General features: G+C 69.5%; 20 protein-coding genes and 1 pseudogene. 20 read left to right on the top strand and 1 reads right to left on the bottom strand.

The features are described from left to right. Positions 1-224: 224 nt before the first annotated feature. From ABT001_RS07540 to ABT001_RS07470, 15 genes are all read left to right on the top strand, one after another. Complete coding sequence (locus ABT001_RS07540) at positions 225-2474, top strand: ABC transporter family substrate-binding protein (protein ID WP_351273747.1); 2250 nt, start codon at positions 225-227, stop codon at positions 2472-2474. Between the two features lie 325 nt (positions 2475-2799). After that, on the top strand, positions 2800-4674 hold the full coding sequence (typA, locus tag ABT001_RS07535) for a translational GTPase TypA (RefSeq protein ID WP_351273744.1): 1875 nt from the start codon (positions 2800-2802) through the stop codon (positions 4672-4674). A 624-nt stretch (positions 4675-5298) separates the two neighbouring features. Next, on the top strand, positions 5299-6330 hold the full coding sequence (locus ABT001_RS07530) for an ABC transporter permease (protein ID WP_351273742.1): 1032 nt from the start codon (positions 5299-5301) through the stop codon (positions 6328-6330). A 108-nt stretch (positions 6331-6438) separates the two neighbouring features. Next, positions 6439-8241 (top strand): ABC transporter substrate-binding protein, encoded by a 1803-nt coding sequence (locus ABT001_RS07525; protein ID WP_351273739.1) that lies wholly within the window; start codon positions 6439-6441, stop codon positions 8239-8241. A gap of 116 nt (positions 8242-8357) precedes the next feature. Then, the gene (locus ABT001_RS07520; RefSeq protein WP_351273737.1) at positions 8358-9335 is read left to right on the top strand and encodes an ABC transporter permease; all 978 of its coding nucleotides are present in this window, start codon (positions 8358-8360) and stop codon (positions 9333-9335) included. Between the two features lie 10 nt (positions 9336-9345). Further along, a complete protein-coding gene (locus ABT001_RS07515; protein ID WP_351273734.1) occupies positions 9346-10410 on the top strand; it encodes an ABC transporter ATP-binding protein in 1065 nt (354 codons plus the stop codon). Between the two features lie 25 nt (positions 10411-10435). Next, complete coding sequence (locus ABT001_RS07510; protein ID WP_351273731.1) at positions 10436-11563, top strand: ABC transporter ATP-binding protein; 1128 nt, start codon at positions 10436-10438, stop codon at positions 11561-11563. Positions 11564-11757: 194 nt separating this feature from the next. Further along, positions 11758-12288: a GNAT family N-acetyltransferase gene (locus ABT001_RS07505; protein ID WP_351273728.1), complete on the top strand. Its 531-nt coding sequence runs from the start codon at positions 11758-11760 to the stop codon at positions 12286-12288. 60 nt (positions 12289-12348) lie between these two features. Continuing rightward, positions 12349-12837, top strand: a complete 489-nt coding sequence (locus tag ABT001_RS07500) for a MarR family winged helix-turn-helix transcriptional regulator (RefSeq protein WP_351273725.1) — start codon at positions 12349-12351, stop codon at positions 12835-12837. Continuing rightward, entirely contained in the window at positions 12834-14135 is a 1302-nt protein-coding gene (locus ABT001_RS07495) for an MFS transporter (RefSeq protein WP_351273722.1), read from the top strand. The genes ABT001_RS07500 and ABT001_RS07495 overlap by 4 nt, the downstream gene beginning before the upstream one ends. A 151-nt stretch (positions 14136-14286) precedes the next feature. Then, the gene (locus ABT001_RS07490) at positions 14287-15915 is read left to right on the top strand and encodes a peptide ABC transporter substrate-binding protein (RefSeq protein ID WP_351273719.1); all 1629 of its coding nucleotides are present in this window, start codon (positions 14287-14289) and stop codon (positions 15913-15915) included. 93 nt (positions 15916-16008) lie between these two features. Next, complete coding sequence (locus ABT001_RS07485) at positions 16009-16932, top strand: ABC transporter permease (protein WP_351273716.1); 924 nt, start codon at positions 16009-16011, stop codon at positions 16930-16932. Further along, positions 16925-17917, top strand: a complete 993-nt coding sequence (locus ABT001_RS07480; protein WP_351273714.1) for an ABC transporter permease — start codon at positions 16925-16927, stop codon at positions 17915-17917. Before ABT001_RS07485 ends, ABT001_RS07480 begins: the two co-directional genes overlap by 8 nt. A 13-nt stretch (positions 17918-17930) precedes the next feature. Continuing rightward, a complete protein-coding gene (locus tag ABT001_RS07475; protein WP_351273711.1) occupies positions 17931-18908 on the top strand; it encodes an ABC transporter ATP-binding protein in 978 nt (325 codons plus the stop codon). Then, positions 18898-20046: an ABC transporter ATP-binding protein gene (locus ABT001_RS07470; protein WP_351273709.1), complete on the top strand. Its 1149-nt coding sequence runs from the start codon at positions 18898-18900 to the stop codon at positions 20044-20046. The genes ABT001_RS07475 and ABT001_RS07470 overlap by 11 nt, the downstream gene beginning before the upstream one ends. Positions 20047-20244: 198 nt before the next feature. Here ABT001_RS07470 and ABT001_RS07465 read toward each other — a convergent pair whose 3' ends face one another. Continuing rightward, a complete protein-coding gene (locus tag ABT001_RS07465; RefSeq protein WP_351273706.1) occupies positions 20245-22371 on the bottom strand; it encodes an alpha/beta fold hydrolase in 2127 nt (708 codons plus the stop codon). A 166-nt stretch (positions 22372-22537) separates the two neighbouring features. On the opposite strand from ABT001_RS07465, the gene ABT001_RS07460 reads away from it, so the two are divergent. The 5 genes and pseudogenes from ABT001_RS07460 to ABT001_RS07440 form a co-directional block, all read left to right on the top strand. Further along, a complete protein-coding gene (locus ABT001_RS07460; RefSeq protein ID WP_056793925.1) occupies positions 22538-22732 on the top strand; it encodes a DUF2304 family protein in 195 nt (64 codons plus the stop codon). Between the two features lie 74 nt (positions 22733-22806). Then, the gene (gene mshB / locus ABT001_RS07455; RefSeq protein WP_351273703.1) at positions 22807-23724 is read left to right on the top strand and encodes an N-acetyl-1-D-myo-inositol-2-amino-2-deoxy-alpha-D-glucopyranoside deacetylase; all 918 of its coding nucleotides are present in this window, start codon (positions 22807-22809) and stop codon (positions 23722-23724) included. Continuing rightward, complete coding sequence (locus ABT001_RS07450) at positions 23721-24182, top strand: DUF6113 family protein (RefSeq protein WP_351273700.1); 462 nt, start codon at positions 23721-23723, stop codon at positions 24180-24182. Before mshB ends, ABT001_RS07450 begins: the two co-directional genes overlap by 4 nt. Before the next feature lie 175 nt (positions 24183-24357). After that, complete coding sequence (locus ABT001_RS07445) at positions 24358-26424, top strand: hypothetical protein (protein ID WP_502967438.1); 2067 nt, start codon at positions 24358-24360, stop codon at positions 26422-26424. A 1-nt stretch (position 26425) separates the two neighbouring features. Next, a pseudogene (locus tag ABT001_RS07440) lies at positions 26426-26559 on the top strand (transcription antitermination factor NusB); the annotation flags it as partial.

The following is a 26559-nucleotide window of genomic DNA, read 5'->3' as shown; positions in this document are numbered from 1 at the left end:
CACCGGACGGGAGGTCGCCACGGACGCGGTCACCGACAGGGGCCCCGGCCGGGGCCGCACGGGTGATTCCCACGGCCCCACCGGCCGCGCCTGCCTCCCCCCGCGCGTGCGGATGCATTCAGTGGATCAGCGAATCAGTCTGATCAACTGCAAATGCCACCAGAACGCATCATCCGGTCCCTGCCGGTACGGGGCGGACCGGGCCGGCCCCGGAGGTATCAGCCATGGCCCACGTCGGCGTCCCACGCGGGACGGCCCGAAAGCGCCGCTCGGTCGCGCTCCTGGCGACAGGCGTGCTCACGATCCCGGTACTGGCGGGCTGCACCTCGGACAGCGAGGGCCCCACCTCCGTGGCCGCCCCGCAGGACATCGCCCCGGCTCCCCGGCACCGGGTGACCGAGGGTTCGTCCGTCACCTGGGCGATCGACGCGGTCCCCGCCACCCTCAACGCCTTCCAGGCCGACGCCGACAGCGCGACCACGCGGATCACCGGTGCCCTGCTGCCCTCCCTCTTCCCCATGGACGCGAAGGGGGAGCCCCGGCTCAATCCCGACTACCTGGAGTCGGCGAAGGTCATCGAGCAGGAGCCCAGGCAGGTCGTCGTCTACAACCTCAACCAGCAGGCCGTGTGGAGCGACGGCCGGGAGATCGGAGCCCCCGACTTCGTCGCCCAGTGGCGCGCGCTCAGCGGCAAGGACTCGGCCTTCTGGACCGCGCGCAACGCGGGGTACGAGCGGATCGAGAAGATCGAGCGCGGCAAGGACGACCTGCAGGTGCGGGTCACGTTCTCGAAGCCGTACGCCGACTGGCGCTCGCTCTTCTCACCGCTGTACCCGAAGGAGGTGACCGGGTCGCCCGGCGCCTTCAACGACGGTGCCAGGGCCACCCTCAAGAAGACCGCCGGACCGTTCCGGCTGCGCGGCGTGGACAAGAAGAAGGGGACGGTCGTGCTCGACCGGAACCCGCGCTGGTGGGGCGACGAGGCCAAGCTCGAATCGCTGGTCTTCCGCGCCGTCGCGCCGGCGGACCGCGCCGAGGCGCTGGCCGAGGGCACGGTGGACGTCGCCGACATCGACGCCGCGACGGCGGACGGCATCGCGCGGGCCGCCCGATACAGCGGCGGGAACGGCCAGCCGCCCGCCCACGGCCCCGGAGCCGACATCACCCCGGCCGCAGCCCTGCGGTCCTGGGCCCTGGCCCACGGCTCGGACGAGGAGGCCGCCGAGACGGCGCAGGCCGCCCGGGAGAAGAACCGCGAGGCCGTCGCGGCCTACGCCGCCGAGCAGAAGTCGCTGAAGGGTTTCGCCGTACGCAAATCCCTGGAGCCCGCCTACACGCAGCTCGCGCTGAACGGCGAGTCCGGGCCCCTCTCCGACGACCGCGTCCGCCGCGCCATCGCCCGCACCCTGGACCGGCAGGAGCTCGCCGACACCGTACTGAAGCCGCTCGGACTGCCCGCGGAGCCGCCCGGCAGCCACCTGGCCCTGGCGGGCCAGCCCGGGTACAAGGACGGCAGCGGGGCGCTCGGCGAGCGCGACACCAAGGAGGCGCGGGCGCTGCTGGCCGACGCGGGGTGGACCCCGGGCGGCGCGGTCCGCAGGACCGAGGACACCGAGGCGGGCAGCGAGGCGGAGAAGAAGGCGGAGAAGAAGACCGAGGAGAAGGCGGAGAAGGCCGAGGAGAAGGCCGGGGAGAAGAAGGCGGCCGAGGGAGAAGGGGGCAAGGCAGAGAAGGACGACAAGGCCTCGCGCGACGAGGGGCTGTACATCGTGGGCGACGACAAGCCGGGCGACAGGACCGCCGCCGAATCCCAGGTCACCGCCCAGGACAAGCAGCCCGGCGGCGCCGCGGGCGCCTACGCCCCCGCCGGAACCGCGGCGCCGGCCCCCGCCTCCGTCAAGGACCGGCTCGGCAAGGGCGGCAAGCCGCTCACCCTCCGGTTCGTCCTGCCCTCGGGCCCCGGATCGCAGGCGCTGCGCACCGTCGGGGCGAAGATCGTCGCGATGCTGGACTCGATCGGCATCAGCACGCAGGTCACCAAGGTCGACGACGACAGCTACTTCAAGGACCACATCGCCTCCGGCGACTACGACATGGCGCTCTACTCCTGGCCCGCCACCGCCTACCCGGCGACCGACGGCCGCCCGATCTACGCCAAGCCGGAGCCCGCCACGGACGGCTCGCTGCTCGTCGAGCAGAACTACACGCGGGTCGGATCGGACCATGTCGACCAGCTCTTCGACCGGGCGGTCTCCGAGCTCGACGCCAACGCGTCGAGGGACCTGCTGAAGCAGGCGGACGCACGGATCTGGGCCGCCGCGGGATCGATTCCGCTGTATCAGCGGCCGCAGCTGGTCGCCGTCGACAAAAAACTGGCGAACGTCGGCGCCTTCGGCTTCGCCGCACCCCGCTACGAGGACATCGGATACACCGGGCAACCGGCGGCAGGCCCCGCCGCGAGTCAGAAGAAGTAGCAGGTCAACGCCGCGCTCACAGCTCAGACGCGGCTCAGTTCCCTTGCCCGCCGGAGCCCCCCGGCGGGCAAGGCGCTGTCCGCCCGGGGCCCCGTCCGCGCCTCTTCTCGTACCCCGTGTCGTCCCGACGTCGAGCGGCTGGACGATGGCGTAATACCAGCTGAATATGGGCTGAATCCATGCCCTGCGGATCGGGCCGGGAAGCCCCGGACCCATCGGGCCCGTACCATTGGACTAGCCGTGGCGTGCCGCCCGGCGGGCGTACGAGGACTCGAGACCGACTGAGACGCCTGATCCCACGATCCGAGAGAAGCGCAAGCCACCCATGCCCACGCGCCACGACATCCGTAACGTAGCCATCGTCGCCCACGTCGACCACGGCAAGACCACGCTGGTCGACGCCATGCTCAAGCAGGCTGGCGCCTTCGCCGCGCACGCCGCCGAGAACCTCGACGAACGCATGATGGACTCGAACGACCTGGAGCGTGAGAAGGGCATCACGATCCTGGCCAAGAACACGGCCGTGAAGTACCACCCCAAGGATGGCGGCGACGTCATCACCATCAACATCATCGACACCCCCGGCCACGCCGACTTCGGTGGCGAGGTCGAGCGCGGCCTGTCGATGGTGGACGCGGTCGTCCTGCTGGTCGACGCCTCCGAGGGGCCGCTGCCCCAGACGCGCTTCGTCCTGCGCAAGGCGCTGACCGCCAAGCTGCCGGTCATCCTCTGCATCAACAAGACGGACCGGCCGGACTCCCGGATCGCCGAGGTCATCGACGAGACCTACGACCTCTTCCTGGACCTGGACGCCGACGAGGACCAGATCGAGTTCCCGATCGTCTACGCCTGCGCCCGTGACGGCGTCGCCTCGCTGACCAAGCCCGAGGACGGCACCGTCCCGCCGGACAGCGACAGCCTGGAGCCGTTCTTCAGCACGATCCTCTCCGCGGTCCCGGCCCCGGAGTACGACGAGGACGCACCTCTCCAGGCGCACGTCACCAACCTGGACGCCGACAACTTCCTCGGCCGTATCGCGCTGTGCCGTGTCGAGCAGGGCGAGCTGCGCAAGGGGCAGACCGTCGCGTGGATCAAGCGCGACGGCACGATGTCCAACGTCCGCATCACCGAGCTGCTGATGACCGAGGCGCTCACCCGCAAGCCTGCCGAGAAGGCGGGCCCGGGTGACATCTGCGCCATCGCCGGTATCCCGGACATCATGATCGGCGAGACCCTCGCCGACCCCGAGAACCCGATCGCCCTCCCGCTGATCACGGTCGACGAGCCCGCCATCTCGATGACCATCGGTGCCAACACCTCGCCGCTCGTCGGCAAGGGGGGCAAGGGCCACAAGGTCACCGCCCGTCAGATCAAGGACCGCCTGGACCGCGAGCTGGTCGGTAACGTCTCGCTCCGTGTCCTGGAGACCGAGCGCCCCGACGCCTGGGAGGTCCAGGGCCGCGGCGAGCTGGCGCTGGCGATCCTCATCGAGACCATGCGCCGGGAGGGCTTCGAGCTCACCGTCGGCAAGCCGCAGGTGGTCACCAAGCAGGTCGAGGGCAAGACGTACGAGCCGATCGAGCGCATGACCATCGACTCGCCCGAGGAGCACCTCGGTGCCATCACGCAGCTCATGGCGACCCGCAAGGGCCGCATGGAGACGATGACGAACCACGGTTCGGGCTGGGTCCGCATGGAGTGGATCGTCCCGTCCCGCGGCCTCATCGGCTTCCGTACGGAGTTCCTGACCCAGACCCGTGGCACGGGCATCGCGCACTCCCTCTTCGAGGGCCACGAGCCGTGGTTCGGCGAGCTGCGCACCCGTCACAACGGTTCGCTGGTGGCGGACCGCGCGGGCGTCGTGACGCCGTTCGCGATGGTCAACCTCCAGGAGCGCGGTGTCATCTTCACGGAGGCCACCACCGAGGTCTACGAGGGCATGATCATCGGCGAGAACTCGCGCGCCGACGACATGGACGTGAACATCACCAAGGAGAAGAAGCTCACCAACATGCGTGCGGCGTCCGCGGACACCACGGAGAACGTGGTGCCTGCCCGCAAGCTGTCGCTGGAGCAGTCGCTGGAGTTCTGCCGCGACGACGAGTGCATCGAGGTGACCCCGGAGACCGTGCGTATCCGCAAGGTCGTCCTGGACCAGAAGCAGCGTGGCCGTTCGGCCTCGCGCGCGAAGAACGGCTGAGCCCACCCCAGGCCCTGACCGAGGCCCGGCCCCCGCGGAAGCGCGGGGGGCGGGCCTTCCGTCGTTCCGGGCCGCCTCGTGGCCGACGGGGGCGAGGCGGCCCGGGGAACGCGGCCGGAGCCTTGCCGGCGGTGGTCGTGGAGGAGAAGAAGTGCCGACGGCCGGACGACGCCGAGACGACTCCCAGCACGGTGTGCGCGTACTTCCGCCGCTCTTGGTCCGCAACCTGTTTTCTTGCGCCAGACGTCCGGATATCGGGCGGCGTTCACCGGAGCGTGTGTTAACAGTCCGTTTCGGGCGTGTCTGTCTAGGATCCCTTTGTCCGAATTTTGACCATCCGGGACCTCTTGATGTTGTCAAACCGAGACCCTTTAAGTGTGGTTTACAGCCCGGTTGTGCTCAATAGTTAGCTCAGTTGAGCTCGGGTCAATGAGGTACGCGCTGGCAGGGCGCCGACTCACGAGCACGTGGGGTGTACCGGTTGAACACGTCGTCCATGACGGTGGATGCCGGTGCCCCTCTTGCGGTGAACAAGTGGACTCTTGAGGAGGAACCCATGCGTGGTGCCATAAGCACCAACTGGGTCGTGTGCGTGGCGCTGATTCCTACGGGGGTCGGCCGACCGTGACAAGTCCTGTGCAGATCGAAGGCTCCGAGGCGTCAGTCGCCGTGGAGACCGAGGGCGATCCGAAGACCGGTGGGCCGGAAGTCAAGAAGGCGGCAGGGCTCTCTCCCGGTCAGCTGATGTGGCGCCGCTTCAAGCGGGACCGCGTCGGGGTCATATCCGCGATCGTCGTCCTGTTCTTCTTCGCGGTGGCGATACTCGCGCCCGTGATCTCCATGCTGTACGGCAAGGACGCCTACACCCTGTACGGGCAGGACAACCTCGACCTCCTTGACGAGTTCAACATGCCGACGGGTGCGGCGGGTGGCATCTCCCCCGACCACTGGTTCGGCATCGAGCCCAACCTGGGCCGCGACGTGCTCATGCAGCTGGTCTACGGCATGCGCACCTCGATCTACACCGCTCTGGCCGCCACCGTCCTCATGGTGGTGGTGGGCGTGCTCATGGGCCTCGTGGGCGGCTACTTCGGGGGCAAGATCGACTACTGGGTCGGCCGTCTGACGGACTTCCTGCTCGGCTTCCCCAGCCAGCTGTTCTTCATCGCCTCCATGCCGGTGGTCGTCGCGGCCTTCGTCCGCCCCGACGAGGAGACGCCCACGGCTCTCCGCACCGTGGCGATCATCCTCGTGCTGTCGCTCCTGGGCTGGATGGGACTCTCCCGTCTGATCCGTGCGGAAACACTGACCCTGCGCGAGCGGGAGTTCGTCGAGGCCGCGAGGATCTCCGGAGCCTCTCCCGGGCGGATCATCCGCAAGGAGCTGCTGCCCAACATCATCACGCCGGTCATGGTGCAGGCCACGCTGATGCTGCCCTCCACGATCCTTTCCGTGGCGTTCCTTTCCTTCGTGGGCGTCGGCTACGTCGAACCCACCCCTGACTGGGGCCGGATGTTCGCCATCGGCGCCGACATCTACGAGCAGGACCCGGTCTACATGCTGTTCCCGGGTGTCGCCATGGTCGTCTTCGTGGTGGCGTTCAACCTTCTCGGCGACTCGGTCCGAGACGCGTTCGACCCCAAGTCCGGACGCTGAGACTTCCGTCCCCCCGCGGATGGGGTAGCTGTCACCCGGACACCGGCCAGGGCCGGATGCGCCAGGCAGCCCAGTTGGATCACTACTGACAGATAGGTACTCATCGACATGAGCATCTTTGGTACGCGCCAGATGCGCGCCGCGGTCATCGCGGTGGCGGCCGGTTCGTTGGTGCTGACCGCATGCAGCGGCAGCAGTGACAACAACAAGAGCGAGACGAAGACGAAGAGCCAGGAGGACGCCGCCAAGCAGGCGTCGGCCGTCGTCATGGGTGACGCGAAGGCGTCCACCGGACCGGCAGCCGAGGTTCCCGGCGCCAAGCCCGGCGGTGTCGTGACGGTCTACCAGGAGACCGACTTCTCGCACCTGGACCCGGCCCAGTCCTACGTCAGTGACGCCAAGCAGCTGGACCGGCTGCTCCAGCGCGGCCTGACGCAGTACCAGGAGGACGACAACGGGAACCTCACCGTGGTCGGCGACCTCGCCACCGACTCCGGCAAGGTGACCGACGGCGGCAAGACCTGGACGTTCACGCTCAAGGACGGCCTCAAGGACGAGAACGGCAACCCGATCGACTCGTCCGACATCCGGCACACGATCGAGCGCATGTACGCGCCGTTCATCACCGACGGCCCGATCTACATCCAGAACTGGCTGTCCGGCGAGGGCACCACGTACCGCAAGGCGCTGCCGGACGGTCCGTACAAGGGCAAGCACCTGCCGGACTCGGTCCTGGAGACCCCGGACGCGAAGACGGTGACCTTCCGCTTCGACACCGCGCGGCCCGACCTCGCCCAGGCGCTGGCGATGCCCGGCTACTCCGTGGTGCCGAAGGAGACGGACACCAAGGAGAAGTACGACACGGACCCGGTCGCGACCGGTCCGTACAAGATCGACGAGTTCAAGCCCGGCAAGTCGATGAAGCTCGTCAAGAACACGAACTGGGACCCGAAGACCGACTCGGTCCGTCACCAGTACGTCGACGGCTTCGACATCGCGTTCAACCACGACGACGACGACCAGACCAAGACCCTCCTGGCCGACCGCGACGAGGCCAAGAACGCCGTGATGTTCACGGGTCAGGTCTCCACCAACCAGGTGAGCAAGGTCGCCGGCGACGCCGCGGCGATGAAGCGCACCATCCAGGGCTACGCGCCGTACGTGTGGCAGCTCAACTTCAACCTGGACCGCATGACGGACAAGAAGGTCCGTGACGCGATCACCCACGCGATGCCGAGCGCCCAGCTCTACAAGCTCGACGGCGGCGCCTACGGCGGCGAGACCGCTACCGGTCTGATGGCCCCGACCGTTCCCGGTTACGAGAAGGACTACGACCCGTTCGGCAAGCTGAAGAAGCCGAACGGTGACGTCGAGAAGGCCAAGGCGCTGATCAAGGAGGCCGGTGCCGAGGGCAAGAAGGTCATCTACGCCTACGGCAACACCCCGGTCCGCCAGCAGCAGGCCGTCCTCATAGCCAAGCGCCTCGAGGAGATCGGCCTCCAGGTCGTGAAGAAGGAGATCGACTCCGCCACCTGGTACGAGCAGGTCGGCAAGGTCGACAACGGTCTGGACCTGTACATGACCGGCTGGGGCCAGGACTGGCCGTCGGCGTCCACGGTCATCCCGCCGTCCTACGACGGCCGGCAGCTGCAGGACGGTTCCTCCGTCTACTCGCACATCAACGACCCCAAGGTCAACGCCGAGATCGCCCGCATCATGAAGATCACGGACCCGGCCGAGGCCCAGACGGCCTGGACCGCGCTGCACCACGACATCGTGGAGCGGATCAACCCGGCAGCCCCGATCTACTTCACCAAGGTGTTCCAGATCTTCGGCTCCAACGTCGGTGGCATCCGGTACTCCAGTGACGCCAGCTACGTCGACGTCACGCGTCTGTACCTCAAGAAGTAGCGCCCGGCACAGGCCGATCCCGGGGGTGCGCACACGGCGGAGTGCGCACCCCCGGGACCTCCGGCCCTCTCCTGATGTCCCCCTCATAGCCGCCGTCCTGAGAGCAGCGACCAGCCATGCTTCGATTCCTCACTCGCCGGACGCTCGGCGCAGTCCTGACACTTTTCATGATCAGTGCCGTCACGTTCTTCATGTTCTTCGCCATCCCGCAGGACCCGGCGATGCTCGCCTGTGGCAAGAACTGCACCCCGGACGCGCTTGAGATCATCCACAAGAACCTCGGTCTGGACCAGCCGGTGGCGGTCCAGTTCTGGCACTACATGGTCGGCATCTTCGCCGGCCGGGAGTTCCCCATGGGGGACTGCGCGGCTCCGTGCTTCGGAATCTCCTTCGACAGCCAGCAGCCGGTGTGGGACACCATCATCGACCGCTTCCCGCTGACGCTCTCCCTCTCGGCCGGCGGACTCCTCGTCTTCCTCACGGTGGGTCTGGGTCTGGGCATGCTCGCCGCATGGAAGAAGGGCACGGCCACCGACAAGTCGGTCAGCTCGGCGTCGCTCGTGCTGAGCTCGCTGCAGATCTACTTCCTCGGCCCGGTGGTCCTCGGGATCTTCGTCTACAGCACCGGATGGCTGGACAAGCCGAAGTACGTGCCGATCACGGAGAGTTTCAGCGGCTGGTTCATGGGCCTGCTGATCCCGTGGCTCGTCATGTCGGTCATCTTCACGGCCCAGTACACCCGTATGTCGCGCTCGTCGATGATCGAACAGTTGCAGGAGGAGCACGTCAAGGCGGCCCGTGCCAAGGGCATGACCGGTCGCTTCGTCTTCTTCCGCTATGCCTGGCGCGGTTCGCTCATCCCGATCGTCACCATCATCGGTATGGACATGGGCGCGCTCTTCGGTGGCGCCATGGTCACCGAGCTCACCTTCGGCCTGGCCGGCGTCGGCCGCCTCGCCCGCGACTCGGTCGTCCTCAAGGACCTTCCGGTGACCATGGGCGTGATGATCGTCAGCGCCGCCTTCATCCTGTTGTTCAACGTCATCGTGGACGCCGTGTACGCGTTCATCGACCCGCGCGTGCGTCTGTCCTAGGAGTTCGACCGTGACCACACTCACCAAGACCGAGGACTCGCCCGCGCCTGCCTCGTCCGGATCGTTCCTGTCGGTGCGGGACCTGCGGGTTCAGTTCTCCACCGAGGACGGCACCGTCAAAGCCGTGGACGGGCTCTCGTTCGACCTGGAGCGCGGCAAGACGCTGGGCATCGTCGGAGAGTCGGGTTCCGGCAAGTCGGTGACCAACCTGAGCATCCTGGGACTCCACAACCGGCGGAGCACCCACGTCTCGGGCGAGATCGTGCTGGACGGGCAGGAGATCACCGGCGCCTCGGACAAGGAACTCCAGACGCTCCGCGGCAACAAGATGGCGATGATCTTCCAGGACGCGCTGACCGCCCTCTCGCCGTACTACACGGTGGGCCGGCAGATCTCCGAGCCGTTCATGAAGCACACGGGCGCCTCGAAGAAGGAGGCGCGCGCGAGGGCCGTCGAGATGCTCGGCAAGGTCGGCATCCCGGATCCCAAGAACCGGGTCGACGACTACCCGCACCAGTTCTCCGGTGGTATGCGCCAGCGCGCCATGATCGCCATGTCGCTGGTCTGCAACCCCGAACTGCTGATCGCCGACGAGCCGACCACGGCCCTGGACGTCACCGTCCAGGCGCAGATCCTGGATCTTCTCAAGGACCTGCAGCAGGAGTTCGGCTCGGCGATCATCCTGATCACCCACGACCTCGGGGTCGTGGCCAACACCGTCGACGACCTGCTGGTGATGTACGCCGGGCGGGCGGTCGAGCGCGGCACGGTGCGTGAGGTGCTCAAGAGCCCTCAGCACCCCTACACCTGGGGCCTGCTCGGCTCGATGCCGCGGCTCTCCTCGGACGTGGGCTCCGAGCTGACGCCGATCCCCGGGTCGCCGCCCAGCCTTCTGAACCCGCCGACGGGCTGCGCGTTCAATCCGAGGTGCTCCTTCGTCGACCTCGTCGACGGGACCGGCCGCTGCGCGAACGAGCGACCCCTGCTCCCGGACGGGCGTGGTGCGGCATGCCACCTCACCGGGGAGCAGAAGCAGCAGGTTTTCATCGAGACGATTCAGCCCCGGCTGGGCTGATGTACCGGCAACTGGGGCTATGACCATGAGCGAGAACAAGACAAATACCTCCGTCCCGGACACGGCTCAGGCACTGCGGAAGCCGGACGTCTCGGAACCGCTCCTCAGCGTGGAGGGCCTGACCAAGCATTTCCCGATCTACGGCGGATTCCCCTTCAAGCGGCAGGTCGGTGCGGTCCAGGCCGTCGACAACGTGACGCTGAGCGTGTACCCGGGCGAGTCGCTCGGCCTGGTCGGGGAGTCGGGCTGCGGTAAGTCGACGACCGGCCGGCTGCTGACCCGTCTGCTGGAACCCACCGGTGGCAAGATCACCTACAGGGGCCAGGACATCACCCACGCCAGCCGCAGGAAGATGGCGCCGATCCGGTCCGAGATCCAGATGATCTTCCAGGACCCGTACGCGTCGCTGAACCCGCGGCAGACGGTGGGCACGATCATCTCCGGGCCGATGGAGATCAACGGCATCAACCCGCCCGGTGGCCGCGAGGCACGGGTGAGGGAGCTGCTGGAGACGGTCGGCCTCAACCCGGAGCACTACAACCGGTTCCCGCACGAGTTCTCCGGGGGCCAGCGCCAGCGCATCGGAGTGGCCCGCGCCCTCGCGCTCGAACCGAAGATCATCATCGCGGACGAGCCGGTGTCCGCCCTCGACGTGTCCATCCAGGCGCAGGTCATCAACCTCCTCCAGGAGCTCCAGCGGGAGCTGGACATCGCGTTCGTGTTCATCGCGCACGACCTCGCGATCGTCCGTCACTTCTCGCAGCGCATCGCGGTGATGTACCTCGGCAAGGTGGTGGAGGTCGCTGACCGCGACTCGCTCTACAACGCACCGCGCCACCCGTACACGCACGCCCTGCTGTCGGCGGTGCCCGACGCGGACCTGGACGCCGACAAGACGGAGCGGATCCGGCTCTTCGGTGACGTCCCCTCGCCGATCAAGCCGCCGTCCGGTTGCCGCTTCCGCACCCGGTGCTGGAAGGCGCAGGACAAGTGTGCGACGGAGGAGCCCCCGCTCGTGCAGCTCTCGGGTGACCGCGAGGGCCACCTGACGGCCTGCCACTTCCCGGAGGACCCGACGACGAAGAAGTCGGGGCCGGACGTCGTCCTCGACCCGGCGCTCGTGGCCCTGGAGAAGAAGGCGGACACGAAGTAGCGGGAAGCTCCGGCAGGACTGGGAGTTCGGGTGCCGGGACGCGGAAGCGTCCCGGCACCCGTATGTGTTTCCGGCGCCTCGCGGCAACTCGGCCCGCAGCGCCGGCCGATGCGGGAACGGCGCGAGAAGGGTGACGTCCGCGCCGGAGAAAGTGGTTTGCCGCCCCTGATGCCGCGTGGGTAGCGTCGCCGTCCATGACCCCGACTCTGCGCACCGAGCGCCTGCTTCTGGAGCCGTACGCCCCCGAGGACGAAGAGGGCTTCGTCGCTCTGTTCCAGGACACCAGGGTGTCGCGGTGGATGGGCGACGGCCCGGACTCCGAAGCGGCGGACCGGGCCGTGTTCGGACGGATCTTCACCGAGGTCTATGCCCAGGACCTGTTCGACGTCTGGGCTGTTCGTCGCGACGGCCTCCTGGTCGGGCACGCCGAGATCAAGCCGACCGACACGGTCGGTGGCCACGAGATCATCTACGCCCTGGCGCCGGATGCGTGGGGGTCCGGCCTCGGGACCGAGCTGGCGGAGGCTGTCGTAGCCCACGGTTTCGCTGCCCTCGGGTTGACCGAGGTGTACGCCACCGTAGCCGCACCCAACGAGGCCTCACTGACCCTGCTGGGCAAGATCGGCTTCGAGCAGGTCCGGGACGTCGAAGAGGACGACGGCAGCACCACCCGCGTACTGGCCCGCCGTCCGGCCGCGACGGATGAGTCGCCTCTCGCAGGGTAGGGCCGTCAACCGCCGCGTCGAGCGCTTCCGGCTTTATCGCAGCGCTGTTATATTAGCGCTATGACATCTCTGGATCCCACGGAGTCACCCGATCCCTGGCACTCCCTGCACGAGCTTCTGGCGGCCATGGACGCCGAGATCGAGCAGCTCTACGTCGAGCGCGGCATCGAGGGGGTGCGGCCCCGGTTCGCCTATCCGCTGATCCGGCTCGCCCACACCGGACCGCTGACCATCCGTGAGCTCGCGAAGTCCCTGGACCGCTCGCACTCCGCGATCAGCCAGACCGTCGCCGCCATGCGCAAGGAGGATCTGGTCACCTCCGAGCCGGGGCCTGACGCCCGTACCCGCCGCATCGACCTGACCGAGCGCGGCCGGTCGCTGGTGCCGTTCCTGGAGGCGGAGTGGCGCGCCACCCATGAGGCGGTCGCCGAGCTGGACGGCGAGGTCCCGTACGCGATGACCGCCGTCGTCGAGGAGGTACGGCGGGCGCTGGAAAGCCGGTCCATGCGGCAGCGGATCCTCCACCGTCTCGTCGAACCCGTGCGATGAGGAAGCGTCTCCGCGTCCGGTTCCTCGACACCCGCCCGCTGCGCGGCAGTCGGGCGTTCCGCGACCTGTGGATCGGAACCACGGTCTCCCAGATCGGCGGACAGATAGCCAACGTGGCGGTGCTGGCCCAGGTCTGGGAGCTGACCGGCAGCCCGGTGGGCACCGGCGCCATCGGGCTCGCCACCGGCCTGCCGATGGTGCTGTTCGGGCTGCTCGGCGGCACGTTGGCCGATGCCGTCGACCGCCGCGCGCTGGTGCGGGCCACCACCGCGGGTCAACTGCTGGCCGCCATGGGGCTGTGCGCCCAGGCCCTGGCGGACAACCGAAGCGTGCTGCTGCTGTTCGCCCTGATCGCCGTGGGGGCGAGCTGCGGCGCGCTCGGCGCTCCCGCCCGGCGCACCTTCCCGGTCCGGCTGCTGCCGGGCGACCAGGTCGCGGCCGGACTCGCGCTGAACAGCATCTCCTTCCAGACGGCGATGCTGGCCGGGCCCGCGGCGGCCGGACTGATCATCGCCCGCTGGGACTTCCCCGCCGCGTACGCCGTCCAGGCCGTGGCCATGGCGGTCTCCATGCTGGCGGTGATCCGTCTGCCCGCCATGCGGCCCCAAGCCGCCGGCCCGGCAGGCACCCGACGGCGGCCGGAGCCCGGCGGTTGGCGCATCTTTCTGCGCCGACCGGCGTTGTGGGGGGCGATGGCCACCGACCTGTCCGCGACGCTGCTCGCCATGCCCGTCGCGCTCTTCCCGCTGGTCAACGAGATCCGCTTCGGGGGAAACCCGCAGACCCTCGGCCTGTTCCTCTCCGCCGTCGCGGTCGGGGGGATCACGGCCGGTCTGCTCTCCGGCACGGTGACGCGCTGGCGCCGCAGCGGCCTGGTGCAACTGTCCGCGGCCGCGGTCTGGGGCGTCGCACTGGCCTGCTTCGGCCTGGCGGGACCGTTGTGGCTGGCGCTCGGCTGCCTGGCCGTCGCGGGCGCCGCCGACACCGTGTCCGTCGTCACCCGCAGTGCCCTGGTCCAGTTGGAGACCCCGGACGCCTACCGGGGGCGGGTCTCCTCGGTGGAACACGTCATCGGTGTCGCCGGCCCCGAACTCGGCAACTTCCGCGGTGGTCTGATGGCGTCGGCCACCTCCGCCCCCTTCTCCCTGGTCTTCGGTGGACTGTCCGCCGTCCTGGCGATCGCCGCCGTAGCCGTGGCCAACGGACCCCTCCGCGCCTACCGCACGCCGTCCGTCGCCGCGAAGCCGGCCACCTCCGAAACCGCGGGCGTGACGCCGGTCGCTGACGAGGTCGGCTGATGGGCCGCCACGTGGCGCTCGGCCGCCCGGTGTCGCGCTCCGTGTCGCGGACACCGGGGCGCCACGGACGGCCGCGATGAACATGCAGCAGAGTGCCGAATGGGGTGATATAAGGCATTGAGCCACATTAGGGAACCTTGGGAGGCACACCATGCGCGGAGCCACACAGGCCAGGTGGGCCGCATGCGCCGTCGCCGTCGCCCTGACGGCCACGGCCTGCGGCGGCGGGGACAGCGATGGCGGCGGTGGTGCCGACGGGATCGTGAGCTCGTCCTGGGGCGACCCGCAGAACCCGCTCGAGCCGGCGAACACCAACGAGGTCCAGGGCGGCAAGGTCCTCGACATGATCTTCCGCGGGCTCGTGCGCTACGACCCGAAGACCGGCGAGGCGAGCAACGAGATCGCCGAGAAGATCGAGACGAAGGACTCGCAGAACTTCACCGTCACGATCAAGGACAACTGGACCTTCAGCAACGGCGAGAAGGTCACCGCGAAGTCCTTCGTCGACGCCTGGAACTACGGCGCCGCCCTGAAGAACAACCAGAAGAACGCCTACTTCTTCCAGTACATCGACGGCTACGACAAGGTCCACCCGGAGTCCGGCAAGGCATCCGCGGACACGCTCTCCGGCCTCGAGGTGGTCAACGGCACGACCTTCACGGTCAAGCTGTCGCAGAAGTTCTCGCTCTGGCCCGACACCCTCGGCTACGCCGCCTTCGCGCCGCTGCCCAAGGCCTTCTACACCGACCACGACGCCTGGCTCGCCAAGCCCGTCGGCAACGGCCCCTACACCGTCGACCAGTACGCCAAGGGCTCGTCCATGAACCTGCGCCGGTGGGACGACTACCCGGGCGACGACAAGGCGCAGAACGGCGGCATCGACCTCAAGGTCTACACCGACAACAACACCGCCTACACCGACCTGACCGCGGGCAACCTCGACCTCGTCGACGACGTACCCGCCTCCCAGCTCAAGAACGTCGAGGCGGACCTCGGCGACCGGTACATCAACACCCCGGCCGGCATCATCCAGACGCTCGCCTTCCCGTTCTACGAGAAGGAGTGGGACACGCCGGGCGCGGTCAAGGTCCGCCAGGGCCTGTCGATGGCGATCAACCGTGACCAGATCACCGATCAGATCTTCCAGAAGACCCGCACCCCCGCCACCGACTGGACCTCTCCGGTCCTCGGCGACGAGGGCGGCTACAAGAAGGGCCTCTGCGGCCCCGCCTGCGAGTACGACAAGGCGGAGGCCAAGAAGCTGATCGAGGAGGGCGGCGGCATCCCCGGCGGCCAGCTCAAGATCTCGTACAACGCCGACACCGGTTCCCACAAGGAGTGGGTCGACGCCGTCTGCAACAGCATCAACAACGTCATGGGGAACAACAAGGCGTGCGTCGGCGGGCCCGTCGGCACCTTCGCCGACTTCCGCAGCCAGGTGTCCACCCAGAAGCTGACCGGCGCCTGGCGCGCGGGCTGGCAGATGGACTACCCGCTGATCCAGAACTTCCTCCAGCCGCTCTACTACACCAACGCCCCGTCCAACGACGGCAAGTGGAGCGATCAGAAGTTCGACGACCTGATCGACAAGGCGAACGCGGAGAGCGACAAGGCCAAGGCCGTCAGCACCTTCCAGGACGCGGAGAAGGTCCTCGTCGAGCAGATGCCCGTCATCCCGCTCTGGTACCAGAACGGCAGCGCGGGCTACTCGGACAGGGTCGAGAACGTCTCCCTGAACCCCTTCAGCGTCCCGGTGTACGACCAGATCAAGGTCAAGTGACCCCCTGAAGCCGGTGGCCGGTGCGGCGGACCGCACCGGCCACGCGGCATTCCGGTCCTTCCGCCCGTTGGCCCCAACCCCCCGGAGCCCTTCATGGGACGTTATGTGATCCGGCGGCTGCTGCAGATGATCCCCGTCTTCTTCGGCACCACACTGCTGATCTTCCTCATGGTGAACGTGATGGGCGACCCCATCGCGGGCCTCTGCGGCGACCGCCGGTGCGACCCCGCGACCGCCGCCCAGCTGCGCACCGAATTCGGCCTCGACAAGCCGGTCTGGCAGCAATACCTGACCTACATGGGCAACATCTTCACCGGTGACTTCGGCACGGCCTTCAACGGGCAGAAGGTCACGGAACTGATGGGCACCGCCTTCCCCATCACCATCCGGCTCACCATCGTCGCCATCGTGTTCGAGATCGTCATCGGTATCAGCCTCGGTGTCGTCACCGGACTCCGCCGCGGACGGCCCATCGACACGGTGGTGCTGATCCTGACCCTGGTCGTCATCGCCGTACCGACGTTCGTCACCGGCCTGCTGCTCCAGCTCCTGCTCGGAGTGGAGTGGGGCGTCATCAAGCCGTCGGTCTCCTCGGAGGCGCCGGTCGACGAGCTCATCGTGCCGGGGCTCGTCCTCGCGTCCGTCTCGCTCGCCTACGTCACCCGGCTCACCCGGACCTCGATCGCCGAGAACGCCCGCGCCGACTACGTCCGTACCGCCGTGGCCAAGGGCCTCCCCAGGCGCCGGGTGGTGGTGCGGCACCTGTTGCGCAACTCCCTCATCCCCGTCGTCACCTTCATCGGCACGGACGTGGGCGCCCTGATGGGCGGGGCGATCGTCACCGAGCGCATCTTCAACATCCACGGAGTCGGCTACCAGCTCTACCAGGGCATCCTCCGCCAGAACTCCCAGACCGTCGTCGGATTCGTCACCGTCCTGGTCCTCGTCTTCCTGGCGGCGAACCTGATCGTCGACCTCCTGTACGCCGTACTCGACCCGAGGATCCGCTATGCCTGAGCAGAAGCCGTGGGACGACGCGACGGGCGGCGGAGCGATCTCGGGGGCCGGCGCGGGCGGGGCGATGGACCTCGCGATGGACGAAGGCACCACGCTGGAGAAGACACCCGGCGGCCCCGAGGGCACCGGGCCCACGGGCAAGCCGCGCAGCCTCTGGTCCGACGCCTGGCGGGACCTGCGCCGCAACCCGGTCTTCATCATCTCCGGGCTGGTCATCATGTTCCTGGTGGTCATCTCGATCTGGCCGTCGCTGATCACGGACCAGGACCCCCTCGACTGCGACCTCTCCAAGGCGCAGGAGGGCTCCGGCCCGGGGCATCCCTTCGGCTTCGACGGCCAGGGCTGCGACGTCTACACCCGCACCGTCCACGGCGCCCGCACCTCGGTGACCGTCGGCGTCCTGTCCACCCTCGGTGTCTCGCTGCTCGGCGGCGTGCTGGGCGGCCTCGCGGGCTTCTTCGGCGGGGCGTGGGACGCCGTCCTCTCCCGCATCACGGATGTCTTCTTCGGCATCCCGGTGGTCCTCGGAGGACTGGTCTTCCTGTCCGTCGTCACCAGCTCCACCGTCTGGCCCGTGATCGGCTTCATCGTGCTGCTCGGCTGGCCCCAGATCGCCCGCATCGCGCGGGGCGCCGTCATCACCGCCAAACAGAACGACTACGTCCAGGCGGCCAGGGCGCTGGGCGCCTCCAACTCGCGGATGCTGCTGCGCCACATCACGCCCAACGCCGTCGCCCCCGTCATCGTCGTCGCGACCATCGCCCTGGGGACGTACATCTCGCTGGAGGCGACCCTGTCGTACCTCGGTGTCGGACTGAAACCGCCGGCCGTCTCCTGGGGCATCGACATCTCCGCCGCCTCCCAGTACGTCCGTAACGCACCGCATATGCTGTTGTGGCCCGCCGGCGCGCTGGCCGTGACCGTGCTCGCCTTCATCATGCTCGGCGACGCGGTGCGCGACGCCCTCGACCCCAAGCTGCGCTGAGGAGCCCGCTGCCATGTTGCTCGAAGTGCGCGATCTGCACGTGGAGTTCCACACCCGGGACGGGGTGGCCAAGGCCGTCAACGGGGTCGACTACTCGGTGGCCGAGGGTGAGACGCTCGCCGTGCTCGGAGAGTCCGGCTCGGGCAAGTCGGTCACCGCACAGGCGATCATGGGCATCCTGGACACGCCGCCCGGGAAGATCAGCGGGGGAGAGATCTTCTTCAAGGACCACGACCTCCTGAAGCTCAAGGGGGAGGAGCGGCGCAGGATCCGGGGCCAGGAGATGGCCATGATCTTCCAGGACGCGCTGTCCTCCCTGAATCCGGTGCTGAGCGTCGGACAGCAGCTCGGCGAGATGTTCGTCGTGCACCGGGGGATGTCCCGGGGGGACGCCAAGGAGAAGGCCATCGAGCTGATGGACCGGGTGCGCATCCCCGCCGCCCGTCAGCGGGTCGGCGACTTCCCGCACCAGTTCTCCGGCGGCATGCGCCAGCGCATCATGATCGCCATGGCGATGGCGCTGGAACCCTCGCTGATCATCGCCGACGAGCCCACCACCGCCCTCGACGTGACCGTCCAGGCCCAGGTGATGGACCTGCTCGCGGAGCTCCAGCGCGAGCTCAACATGGGGCTCATCCTCATCACCCACGACCTCGGGGTGGTCGCGGACGTCGCCGACAAGATCGCCGTGATGTACGCCGGCCGGATCGTCGAGACGTCCCCCGTGCACGAGATCTACAAGGCGCCCGCGCACCCGTACACCAAGGGCCTGCTGAGGTCGATCCCGAGGCTGGACCAGAAGGGCCAGGAGCTCTACGCGATCAAGGGGCTGCCGCCCAACCTGCTGCACATCCCGCCCGGCTGCGCCTTCCACCCCCGCTGCCCCATGGCCCAGGCCGTGTGCCGTACGGACGTGCCGCCGCTCTACACCGTGGACGAGGAACGCCGGAGCGCCTGCCACTTCTGGAAGGAGACGCTCGATGCACGCTGACGACACCGGCCGAGGGGGCGGCGGCTCGACGCTCCAGGCGGTGGCCAGGGAGGCCGGTGAGGTCCGCCCGTACGCGGAGGGCGATCCGATCCTCCAGGTGCGCGGCCTGGTCAAGCACTACCCGCTGACCCAGGGCGTCCTCTTCAAGAAGCAGATCGGCGCGGTCAAGGCCGTCGACGGTGTGGACTTCGACCTGGCGGCGGGCGAGACGCTCGGCATCGTGGGGGAGTCCGGCTGCGGGAAGTCGACCGTCGCCAAGATGCTGGTGCACCTGGAGCCGCCGACGGGTGGCGTGATCCGCTACAAGGGCGAGGACGTCACGAAGCTGTCCGGCCGCGCGCTGAAGGCCGTACGCCGCAACATCCAGATGGTGTTCCAGGACCCGTACACCTCGCTGAACCCGCGGATGACGGTCGGCGACATCATCGGGGAGCCGTACGAGATCCACCCCGAGGTGGCCCCGAAGGGCGACCGGCGCCGCAGGGTGCAGGACCTGCTGGACGTCGTCGGACTGAACCCGGAGTACATCAACCGCTATCCGCACCAGTTCTCCGGCGGGCAGCGCCAGCGCATCGGGATCGCCCGCGGCCTCGCGCTCAACCCCGAGATCATCGTCGCCGACGAACCCGTCTCCGCGCTCGACGTGTCGGTACAGGCCCAGGTCGTCAACCTGCTGGACCGGCTGCAGGCCGAATTCGACCTGAGCTTCGTCTTCATCGCCCACGACCTGTCGATCGTCCGGCACATCTCCGACCGGGTCGGCGTCATGTACCTGGGCCGGATCGTCGAGATCGGCACGGACGAGGAGATCTACGAACACCCCACGCACCCCTACACCCAGGCGCTGCTGTCCGCCGTCCCGGTGCCCGACCCGACGGCCCGTGAGCACCGCGAGCGCATCATCCTGCACGGTGACGTGCCCTCCCCGGCGAACGTCCCGTCCGGCTGCCGCTTCCGTACCCGGTGCTGGAAGGCCCAGGAGCGGTGCGAGCTGGAGGTGCCGCTGCTGGCGGTACCGGCGGTCTTCCGGGAGTCGGGGACGCCGGCCCGGCACGACTCGGCGTGTCACTTCGCGGAGGAGAAGCAGGTGGTGCCGCCGGAGGACCCGCGTGAGGCGCCCGACGGGGACGAGGGATGACCGATGAGCCTCATGTGCGTTAACACACAGGCAACTTGACCGTCGTCACACCGATATACGGACCTCGCACCATGGAGAGCGTACGGCCGTGCGGGTGCCGTGAACCGGCCGGGGCGTTCATCACGTCGCCCCGGCCGGTTGCCGTGTCCCGCCCCGCGCCACGGGCCCTCCCGCCCATCGGCGGGCCGCGGCCTCCGACTACGCCCGGGACAGCCCCAGCGACCGCCTGAGGAAGTCCACCTGGAGGAGCAGCAGATTCTCGGCGACCTGCTCCTGCGGGGTCATGTGCGTCACCCCGCTCAGCGGCAGCACCTCGTGCGGGCGTCCGGCGGACAGCAGGGCCGAGGAGAGCCGCAGCGCGTGGGCGACCACCACGTTGTCGTCGGCCAGGCCGTGGACGATCATCATCGGCCGCACCTCGTCGGCCGGCTCGGAGAGGCCGTCGTCGGTCACCAGGGAGTTGCGGGCGTACACCTCGGGCTGCTGCGCGGGGTCGCCGAGATAGCGCTCGGTGTAGTGCGTGTCGTACAGCCGCCAGTCCGTCACCGGTGCGCCGACGACGGCCGCGTGGAAGACGTCGGGGCGCCGCAGCACCGCCAGGGCCGAGAGGTAACCCCCGTACGACCAACCGCGCATGGCCACCTTCGAGAGGTCCAGCGGGAAGCGCCCGGCCAGGGCGTGCAGCGCCTCGACCTGGTCGTCCAGGGTCAGCGTGAGGTCGTCCCTGACCGCCTTCTCCCAGCCGGGGGAGCGGCCCGGCGCGCCCCTGCCGTCCGCGACGATCACGGCGAACCCGTGGTCCGCGAACCACTGGGACGTGAGGTGCGGATTGTGGGCGGCGACCACCCGGCGGCCGTGCGGGCCGCCGTAGGGGTCCATCAGAACCGGAAGCGGACCATCCGATTCCTTGTATCCGGTGGGGAGCAGCACGGCGCACGGAATCCGCCGTGCGCCCCCCTCCGTCAGCTGGACCCTCGCGGTCAGTACCGGCTCCTGGGCGAGGTTCGCCACGGTGGCGATCCGCCCGCCGTCACGCAGCACCCGTACGGCCGTTCCCGGGCGGTCCGGGGAGGCCGAGACCAGCACCGTCACCCCGCCTCCGCGCACCGCGGAGTGCACCCCGACGCCCTCGCTGACGCGCTCCACGCCCAGCTCGTTGACCCGGTACACATGGCTCTGCCCCGTCTCCGGGTCCGCCGCTTCCTCACCCGCGGTGGCCTGCACCAGGATGTCCGACTCCCCGATGTCCAGCACCGCCTGGATGTGCAACTGGCCTCCGGTCAGCGGCCGGTCGCCGACCGAGAGCACCCGCGCGCCCCCTTCGTCGGCGACCCGCACGAGCCGCCCGTCGGGCGCCCAGGCCGGCACCCCGGCGAAAAGATCAAGCCAGATTCCGTCCTCGTCGACATGCACCGTCCGGGTCGCGCCGCTCTCCGTGTCCACGGCCAGGTGCAGCTGACTGCGCTGGTCGCGGGCCTGCACCAGAAGCAGCGGGGCGCCGTGCGAGGACCAGTGCACCCGCGCCAGATACGGGAAGCGGGCCCGGTCCCAGACGACCTCGGTGCGGGTCCCGTCCAGGTCCGTCACGAAGAGCCGCACCTCCGCGTTGGCCGTCCCCGCCGCCGGGTAGCCCACCTCCGCGGGCTTGCTCCCGGGGTGCGCGGGATCGGCGATCCACCACCGCTGTACGGCGCTGTCGTCGACCCGGGCGACCAGCAGGCGGTCCGACTCCGGCGACCACCAGAAGCCGCGGTAGCGGCTCATCTCCTCGGCCGCGGCGAACTCCGCGAGGCCGTACGAGGTGTGCGCGTCCTCCGGCTCGGCGAGGGCCCTGTCCCCCTCGCCCCCCGCCCCCACGACGCGCAGCGTGCCCCGCGCCACGTAGGCGATGTGCCGGCCGTCGGGGGAGGGGCGCGGGTCGATCACCGGGCCGGCCACCGGCAGGGCGCGTGCCGTGCCCGCCCTCAACTCGGCGACGTACGCCTTGCCGGAGAGTGCGAAGGCCGCCAACTCGGCCGCGTCGTCCACCGCGTAGCCCACGATGCCGGCGGACCCCTCCCTGGTGCGCTCGCGCCGCGCCCTCTCCTGCGGCGAGAGCCTCTCGGCCGAACCGCCCAGCAGGGCACCGGGATCGGCCGCGACCCGCTCCTCGCCCGTCGTGGTGTCCAGCACCAGGAGACGGTTCGTCCGGTCGGTCCCGGAGGACGACCTCAGGAAGAGCACCCGCGTCCCATCCGGTGAGACGGTGAAGGCCCGGGGTGCGCCGAGAGTGAACCGCTGGGTCCGCGCGTGCTGGAGGGGAAAAGACAGCTTCTTCGAGGTCATGGCACCGAACCTAGTCCGCGGCGGCCGGTCCGTGCGCCCCTCGTGCTGCTGTGCCCCGACCAATGCGTCGGAACCGATAGTTATGATCCGTAGCGCTCGGTGGGTAAGAACCTGCTGGCTCCACGTGTGCTGCCTGTCCCGACCGTACTGATGGAGGTGAACCGCCGTGGCACTCTCGATTTCGGCGGTGGTGCTGCTGGCGATCGTCGTCTTCCTGCTGATCCGGAAATCCGGACTGAAGGGCGGACACGCGGTGGTCTGCATGTTGCTCGGCTTCTACATGGCGAGCTCGTCGATCGCCCCGACCATCTCGGAGGTGACGTCGAACGTGGCAGGCATGATCGGGGGAATCAAATTCTGACGGGCGCGCCGACGGGCGCCCCGGACGCCGTGGGGCGTTCGGCCCGGGAGGCGGCCTGCTCGTAGGGTGGTCCCATGAAGGACCTTCCCGCGCGCCGTCTCCTCCTGGTGCACGCGCACCCCGACGACGAGTCGATCAACAACGGCGTCACCATGGCCAGGTACGCGGCCGAGGGCGCCCACGTCGCCCTGGTGACGTGCACCCTCGGCGAGGAGGGCGAGGTCATCCCACCGGACCTCGCGCATCTCGCCGCCGACCGGGACGGCGGCCTGGGCGACCACCGCGTCGGTGAACTCGCCGCCGCGATGCGGGAGCTCGGGGTCGCCGACCACCGGTTCCTGGGCGGCCCCGGCCGGTTCCGCGACTCCGGAATGATGGGCACCGAGCAGAACCACAGGCCCGGTGCCTTCTGGGCCGCGGACCTCGACGAGGCTGCCGGCCACCTCGTCCGGGTGATCCGTGCCCTGCGGCCCCAGGTCCTGATCACGTACGACCCGGACGGCGGCTACGGCCACCCCGACCACATCCAGGCACACCGCGTCGCGATGCGCGCGGCCGACCTGGCCGCGGATCCCGCGTACGGGGCCGGAGCCGAGGCCCCGCACTCCGTCGCGAAGATCTACTGGAACCGCGTGCCGCGCTCCGTGGCCGAGGAGGCCTTCGCCCGGCTGCGGGACACGGCTCCCGACACCTTCCCGGGGATCGCCGCGATCGACGACGTACCCGGTGTGGTGGACGACGCCCGGATCACGGCGGAGATCGACGGTTCGGCGTACACCGCGGCGAAGATCGCCGCGATGCGGGCGCACGCCACCCAGATCGCCGTGGACGGTCCGTTCTTCGCTCTCTCGAACGACCTGGGGCAGCCCGTTCTCACCACCGAGTACTACGAGTTGGTGAGAGGCGCGCCGGGCGGCGACGACGGTGTCCGGGAGCACGACCTCTTCGCGGGCGTGCCGGACGAGGCCCCCGCACCAGGAGCACAGACATGAGCAGCAGGCAGAGGCCGCGTGCCTCGTCGCAGGCACCGCGTACGAACGCCCCGCCCAGGAGCCCCGCGCCCACCGGCCTCGCCGCACCCCTCGACCCCGCGCGGATCCTCGTGTACGTGGGACTCGCGGTGCTGGGCGCGGCCGTCGGGCTGGCGGGCGCCTTCCTCCAGGCGGCCCTGTTCCCGGGCGGGTTGCTGCTCGCGCTCGCCGCGTCGGCCGGAGTCTTCTACGGCGGCCGGGTGGCGGCCGGAACCCAGCTCGGCGCGCTGGCACCGGCGGTGGGCTGGTTCGTCGCCGTCGTCGTCCTCCTCGGCGGACGGCCGGAGGGCGACTACCTCTTCGGAGAGGAGCTCGGTCTGGCCCTCTTCATGCTCGGAGGGATGGCCGTCGCTGTGATGTGTGCCACGATGGCGCGGCCGCCTCATCAGGCCACCGGAACCGGCCGATCCGGCACGTGATGTGGTATCTCGGCTCCCCGATTGCCTCTCCGCGCGGGGATGGGTGCATCCTTGTGTTCCCCGCGCGCGAGGAGTCCGACCGCGGCGGCCAGTATGGTGGTGCGCGCGCCGAGCCGTCCCCTGGCCTGCGGCACGGGGGAAGTACGGGCGGCGGAGCCGATCGGGAGAGCCTGCTTTGAGTCGTGAAACTGACAGTTCGTCCTCCGGGCCCCAGGGGCGCGGCGGAGCCGCGTACCCCTCGGGTACGCCGCCGTACGGATCACGCCAGTATCCGTCGCTGCACCCGTCCCAGGACGGGCCGGAGGAGGCTCCGGACCCTGTGGACCCGCCTCGGCCCGAGGAGCCCAGAACAGAGACGACGCTGACGACGCGCATCCGGATCAACATCCCGGGATCGCGTCCGATCCCCCCTGTCGTCATGCGTACGCCGATGAGTGACACGGACCCGTCCGGCGGCCGTCCGGACAGCGAGCGCACCGCCGGCACCCCGAGGCCCGGCGCACCCGCGCCGTCCTCCGGAGGGGCGCCCGGCGCCGGCCAGGACACGCGTGACGGTAAACCGGCCGCCGAGGTCCCGGCGGGGAAGCCGGCCAGGGAGAAGAGCGGCAGCGACTGGTTCGCCCCGCGCAAGAACCCGCCCCCCGTGCCCGGTGTGGGCGCGGCACCCGCCGGCTCGGCCCCCGGAGCACCCGGCCCGGGGCAGGGCCCCGGCCCCGGTGGTGCTTCCTCCGGCGGTCCCGTCGGAGGCGGCCCCGGCCCGACACCGCCCCGTACGGACCCGCCCTTCCCGGGCGGCCCTCAGCAGCCCGGCGACCGCGACGGTGCCCCCCGTCCGGGCCGCAGTGCCCTCGACGACCTGGACGACCTCGACGCCGCTCCACGGTTCACGCCGAACCCCGCGACGCGGCCCCCGTCCGGGCCGGGCCCCTCCGGGCCCACCACCGGTCCGGCGACCGGCAGTTCGTCGCTGACGCCGAACCTCGACCGTCTCCCCGGCCCGGCGGGCCCGGCGGGCCCGTCCGGCCCCCGGCCGGGTGGTCCCGGCGGCGTACCTCCGCGCATGTCGGACGACACCGCGATCCTGACGCCGCAGGCGCCCGCGCCCGGGCCCGGCGGACACGTCTCCGGTGACACGCTCACCAGCGGCATCCCGGTCATCTCCGCGGAGCCCCGCTCGGCGTTCCCGGGCGGCCCCGGCGCGACCCGGCCGTCCGAGGGGCCGCTCGGCGGCGGACCGGTGGACCCGGGTGCCTCCGCGCCCGCCCCCGCCCCGAAGCCCGCACCGCCCGCCAAGAAGGGCCGCTCCAAGCTGGTCCTCCTGGGCGTGGCCGTCTTCGTGCTGGCCGGTGTGGCCTACGGTGCCGGTCTGCTGATGAACCACTCCGAGGTTCCCAAGGGCACCACCGTGCTCGGCGTCGACATCGGCGGCGGCACGAAGGAGGAAGCGGTCACCAAGCTGGAGGCCGCCCTCGGCAAGCGCGCCCAGGAGCCTCTCCAGCTGTCCGTCGAGGGCAAGAAGGAGAAGCTGGACCCCGAGAAGGCCGGGCTCACCCTGGACAGCCAGGAGACCGTCCGCGGCGCCGCCGGCAGCGACTACAACCCGGTCTCGGTGATCGGTTCGCTGTTCGGCGGGGCGCGCCCCGCCGACCCGGTGATCCCGGTCGACGAGGAGAAGCTCGGGGTCGCGCTGACCGATCTGGCCGGCGTCTCCGGTTCCGCCAACGACGGCACGATCGAGTTCGAGCCGAACAAGGCCGTCGCCGTCCCCGGCAAGTCGGGGAAGTCGCTGGACGTCAACAGGTCGATGATCTCCGTACGTGACGCCTACCGCGCGCAGGTACAGACGGGTGAACCCGCCGTCGTCGAACTTCCGGTGGCTGCCACCGAACCCACCGTCACCCAGGCCGAACTGGACCGGGCGATGAAGGAGTTCGCCGAGCCGGCGATGTCCGGTCTGGTCACCATCAAGGCAGGGCCCAAGCAGATCGACTTCGGTCCCGCGAGGTCGCTGCCGCAGATCCTGTCCATGAAGCCGGTCGACGGCAAGCTGGTGCCCGTCTACGACAGGGAAGCGATCGACACCCTGCTGGACGGCGTCTTCGACGGCATCATGATCACCAAGGGTGACGGGAAGCAGCACCAGGTCAGCGCCACCGACGTGGCCCAGGCCATGCAGGGCGCGCTGCTCGGCAAGACGCCCGCCGAGCGCACCGTGGCGATCGACCTGACCGGCGCGGGCTGACCGGCCCTGTCGCACCCGCACGACGTCGCCCCCGACCGGAATCGACGACCTCATCGTCACCTACGCCGTGGACTGGGAGATCGACCGCATGCCGGTCGTCGACCGGAGCATCCTGCGGCTCGGTGCGTACGAACT

The sequence above is a fragment of the Streptomyces sp. NPDC002793 genome (genome assembly GCF_040295485.1).
Taxonomy (GTDB): domain Bacteria; phylum Actinomycetota; class Actinomycetes; order Streptomycetales; family Streptomycetaceae; genus Streptomyces.
This window is presented reverse-complemented; position numbering and strand designations above follow the sequence as displayed.

Coding starts and splice junctions, on each gene's coding strand:
- ABT001_RS07540 (WP_351273747.1), top strand. CDS start 225: ATGGCCCACGTCGGCGTCCCACGCGGGACGGCCCGAAAGCGCCGCTCG.
- typA (WP_351273744.1), top strand. CDS start 2,800: ATGCCCACGCGCCACGACATCCGTAACGTAGCCATCGTCGCCCACGTC.
- ABT001_RS07525 (WP_351273739.1), top strand. CDS start 6,439: ATGAGCATCTTTGGTACGCGCCAGATGCGCGCCGCGGTCATCGCGGTG.
- ABT001_RS07520 (WP_351273737.1), top strand. CDS start 8,358: ATGCTTCGATTCCTCACTCGCCGGACGCTCGGCGCAGTCCTGACACTT.
- ABT001_RS07510 (WP_351273731.1), top strand. CDS start 10,436: ATGAGCGAGAACAAGACAAATACCTCCGTCCCGGACACGGCTCAGGCA.
- ABT001_RS07505 (WP_351273728.1), top strand. CDS start 11,758: ATGACCCCGACTCTGCGCACCGAGCGCCTGCTTCTGGAGCCGTACGCC.
- ABT001_RS07500 (WP_351273725.1), top strand. CDS start 12,349: ATGACATCTCTGGATCCCACGGAGTCACCCGATCCCTGGCACTCCCTG.
- ABT001_RS07495 (WP_351273722.1), top strand. CDS start 12,834: ATGAGGAAGCGTCTCCGCGTCCGGTTCCTCGACACCCGCCCGCTGCGC.
- ABT001_RS07490 (WP_351273719.1), top strand. CDS start 14,287: ATGCGCGGAGCCACACAGGCCAGGTGGGCCGCATGCGCCGTCGCCGTC.
- ABT001_RS07485 (WP_351273716.1), top strand. CDS start 16,009: ATGGGACGTTATGTGATCCGGCGGCTGCTGCAGATGATCCCCGTCTTC.
- ABT001_RS07480 (WP_351273714.1), top strand. CDS start 16,925: ATGCCTGAGCAGAAGCCGTGGGACGACGCGACGGGCGGCGGAGCGATC.
- ABT001_RS07475 (WP_351273711.1), top strand. CDS start 17,931: ATGTTGCTCGAAGTGCGCGATCTGCACGTGGAGTTCCACACCCGGGAC.
- ABT001_RS07470 (WP_351273709.1), top strand. CDS start 18,898: ATGCACGCTGACGACACCGGCCGAGGGGGCGGCGGCTCGACGCTCCAG.
- ABT001_RS07465 (WP_351273706.1), bottom strand. CDS start 22,371: ATGACCTCGAAGAAGCTGTCTTTTCCCCTCCAGCACGCGCGGACCCAG.
- mshB (WP_351273703.1), top strand. CDS start 22,807: ATGAAGGACCTTCCCGCGCGCCGTCTCCTCCTGGTGCACGCGCACCCC.
- ABT001_RS07450 (WP_351273700.1), top strand. CDS start 23,721: ATGAGCAGCAGGCAGAGGCCGCGTGCCTCGTCGCAGGCACCGCGTACG.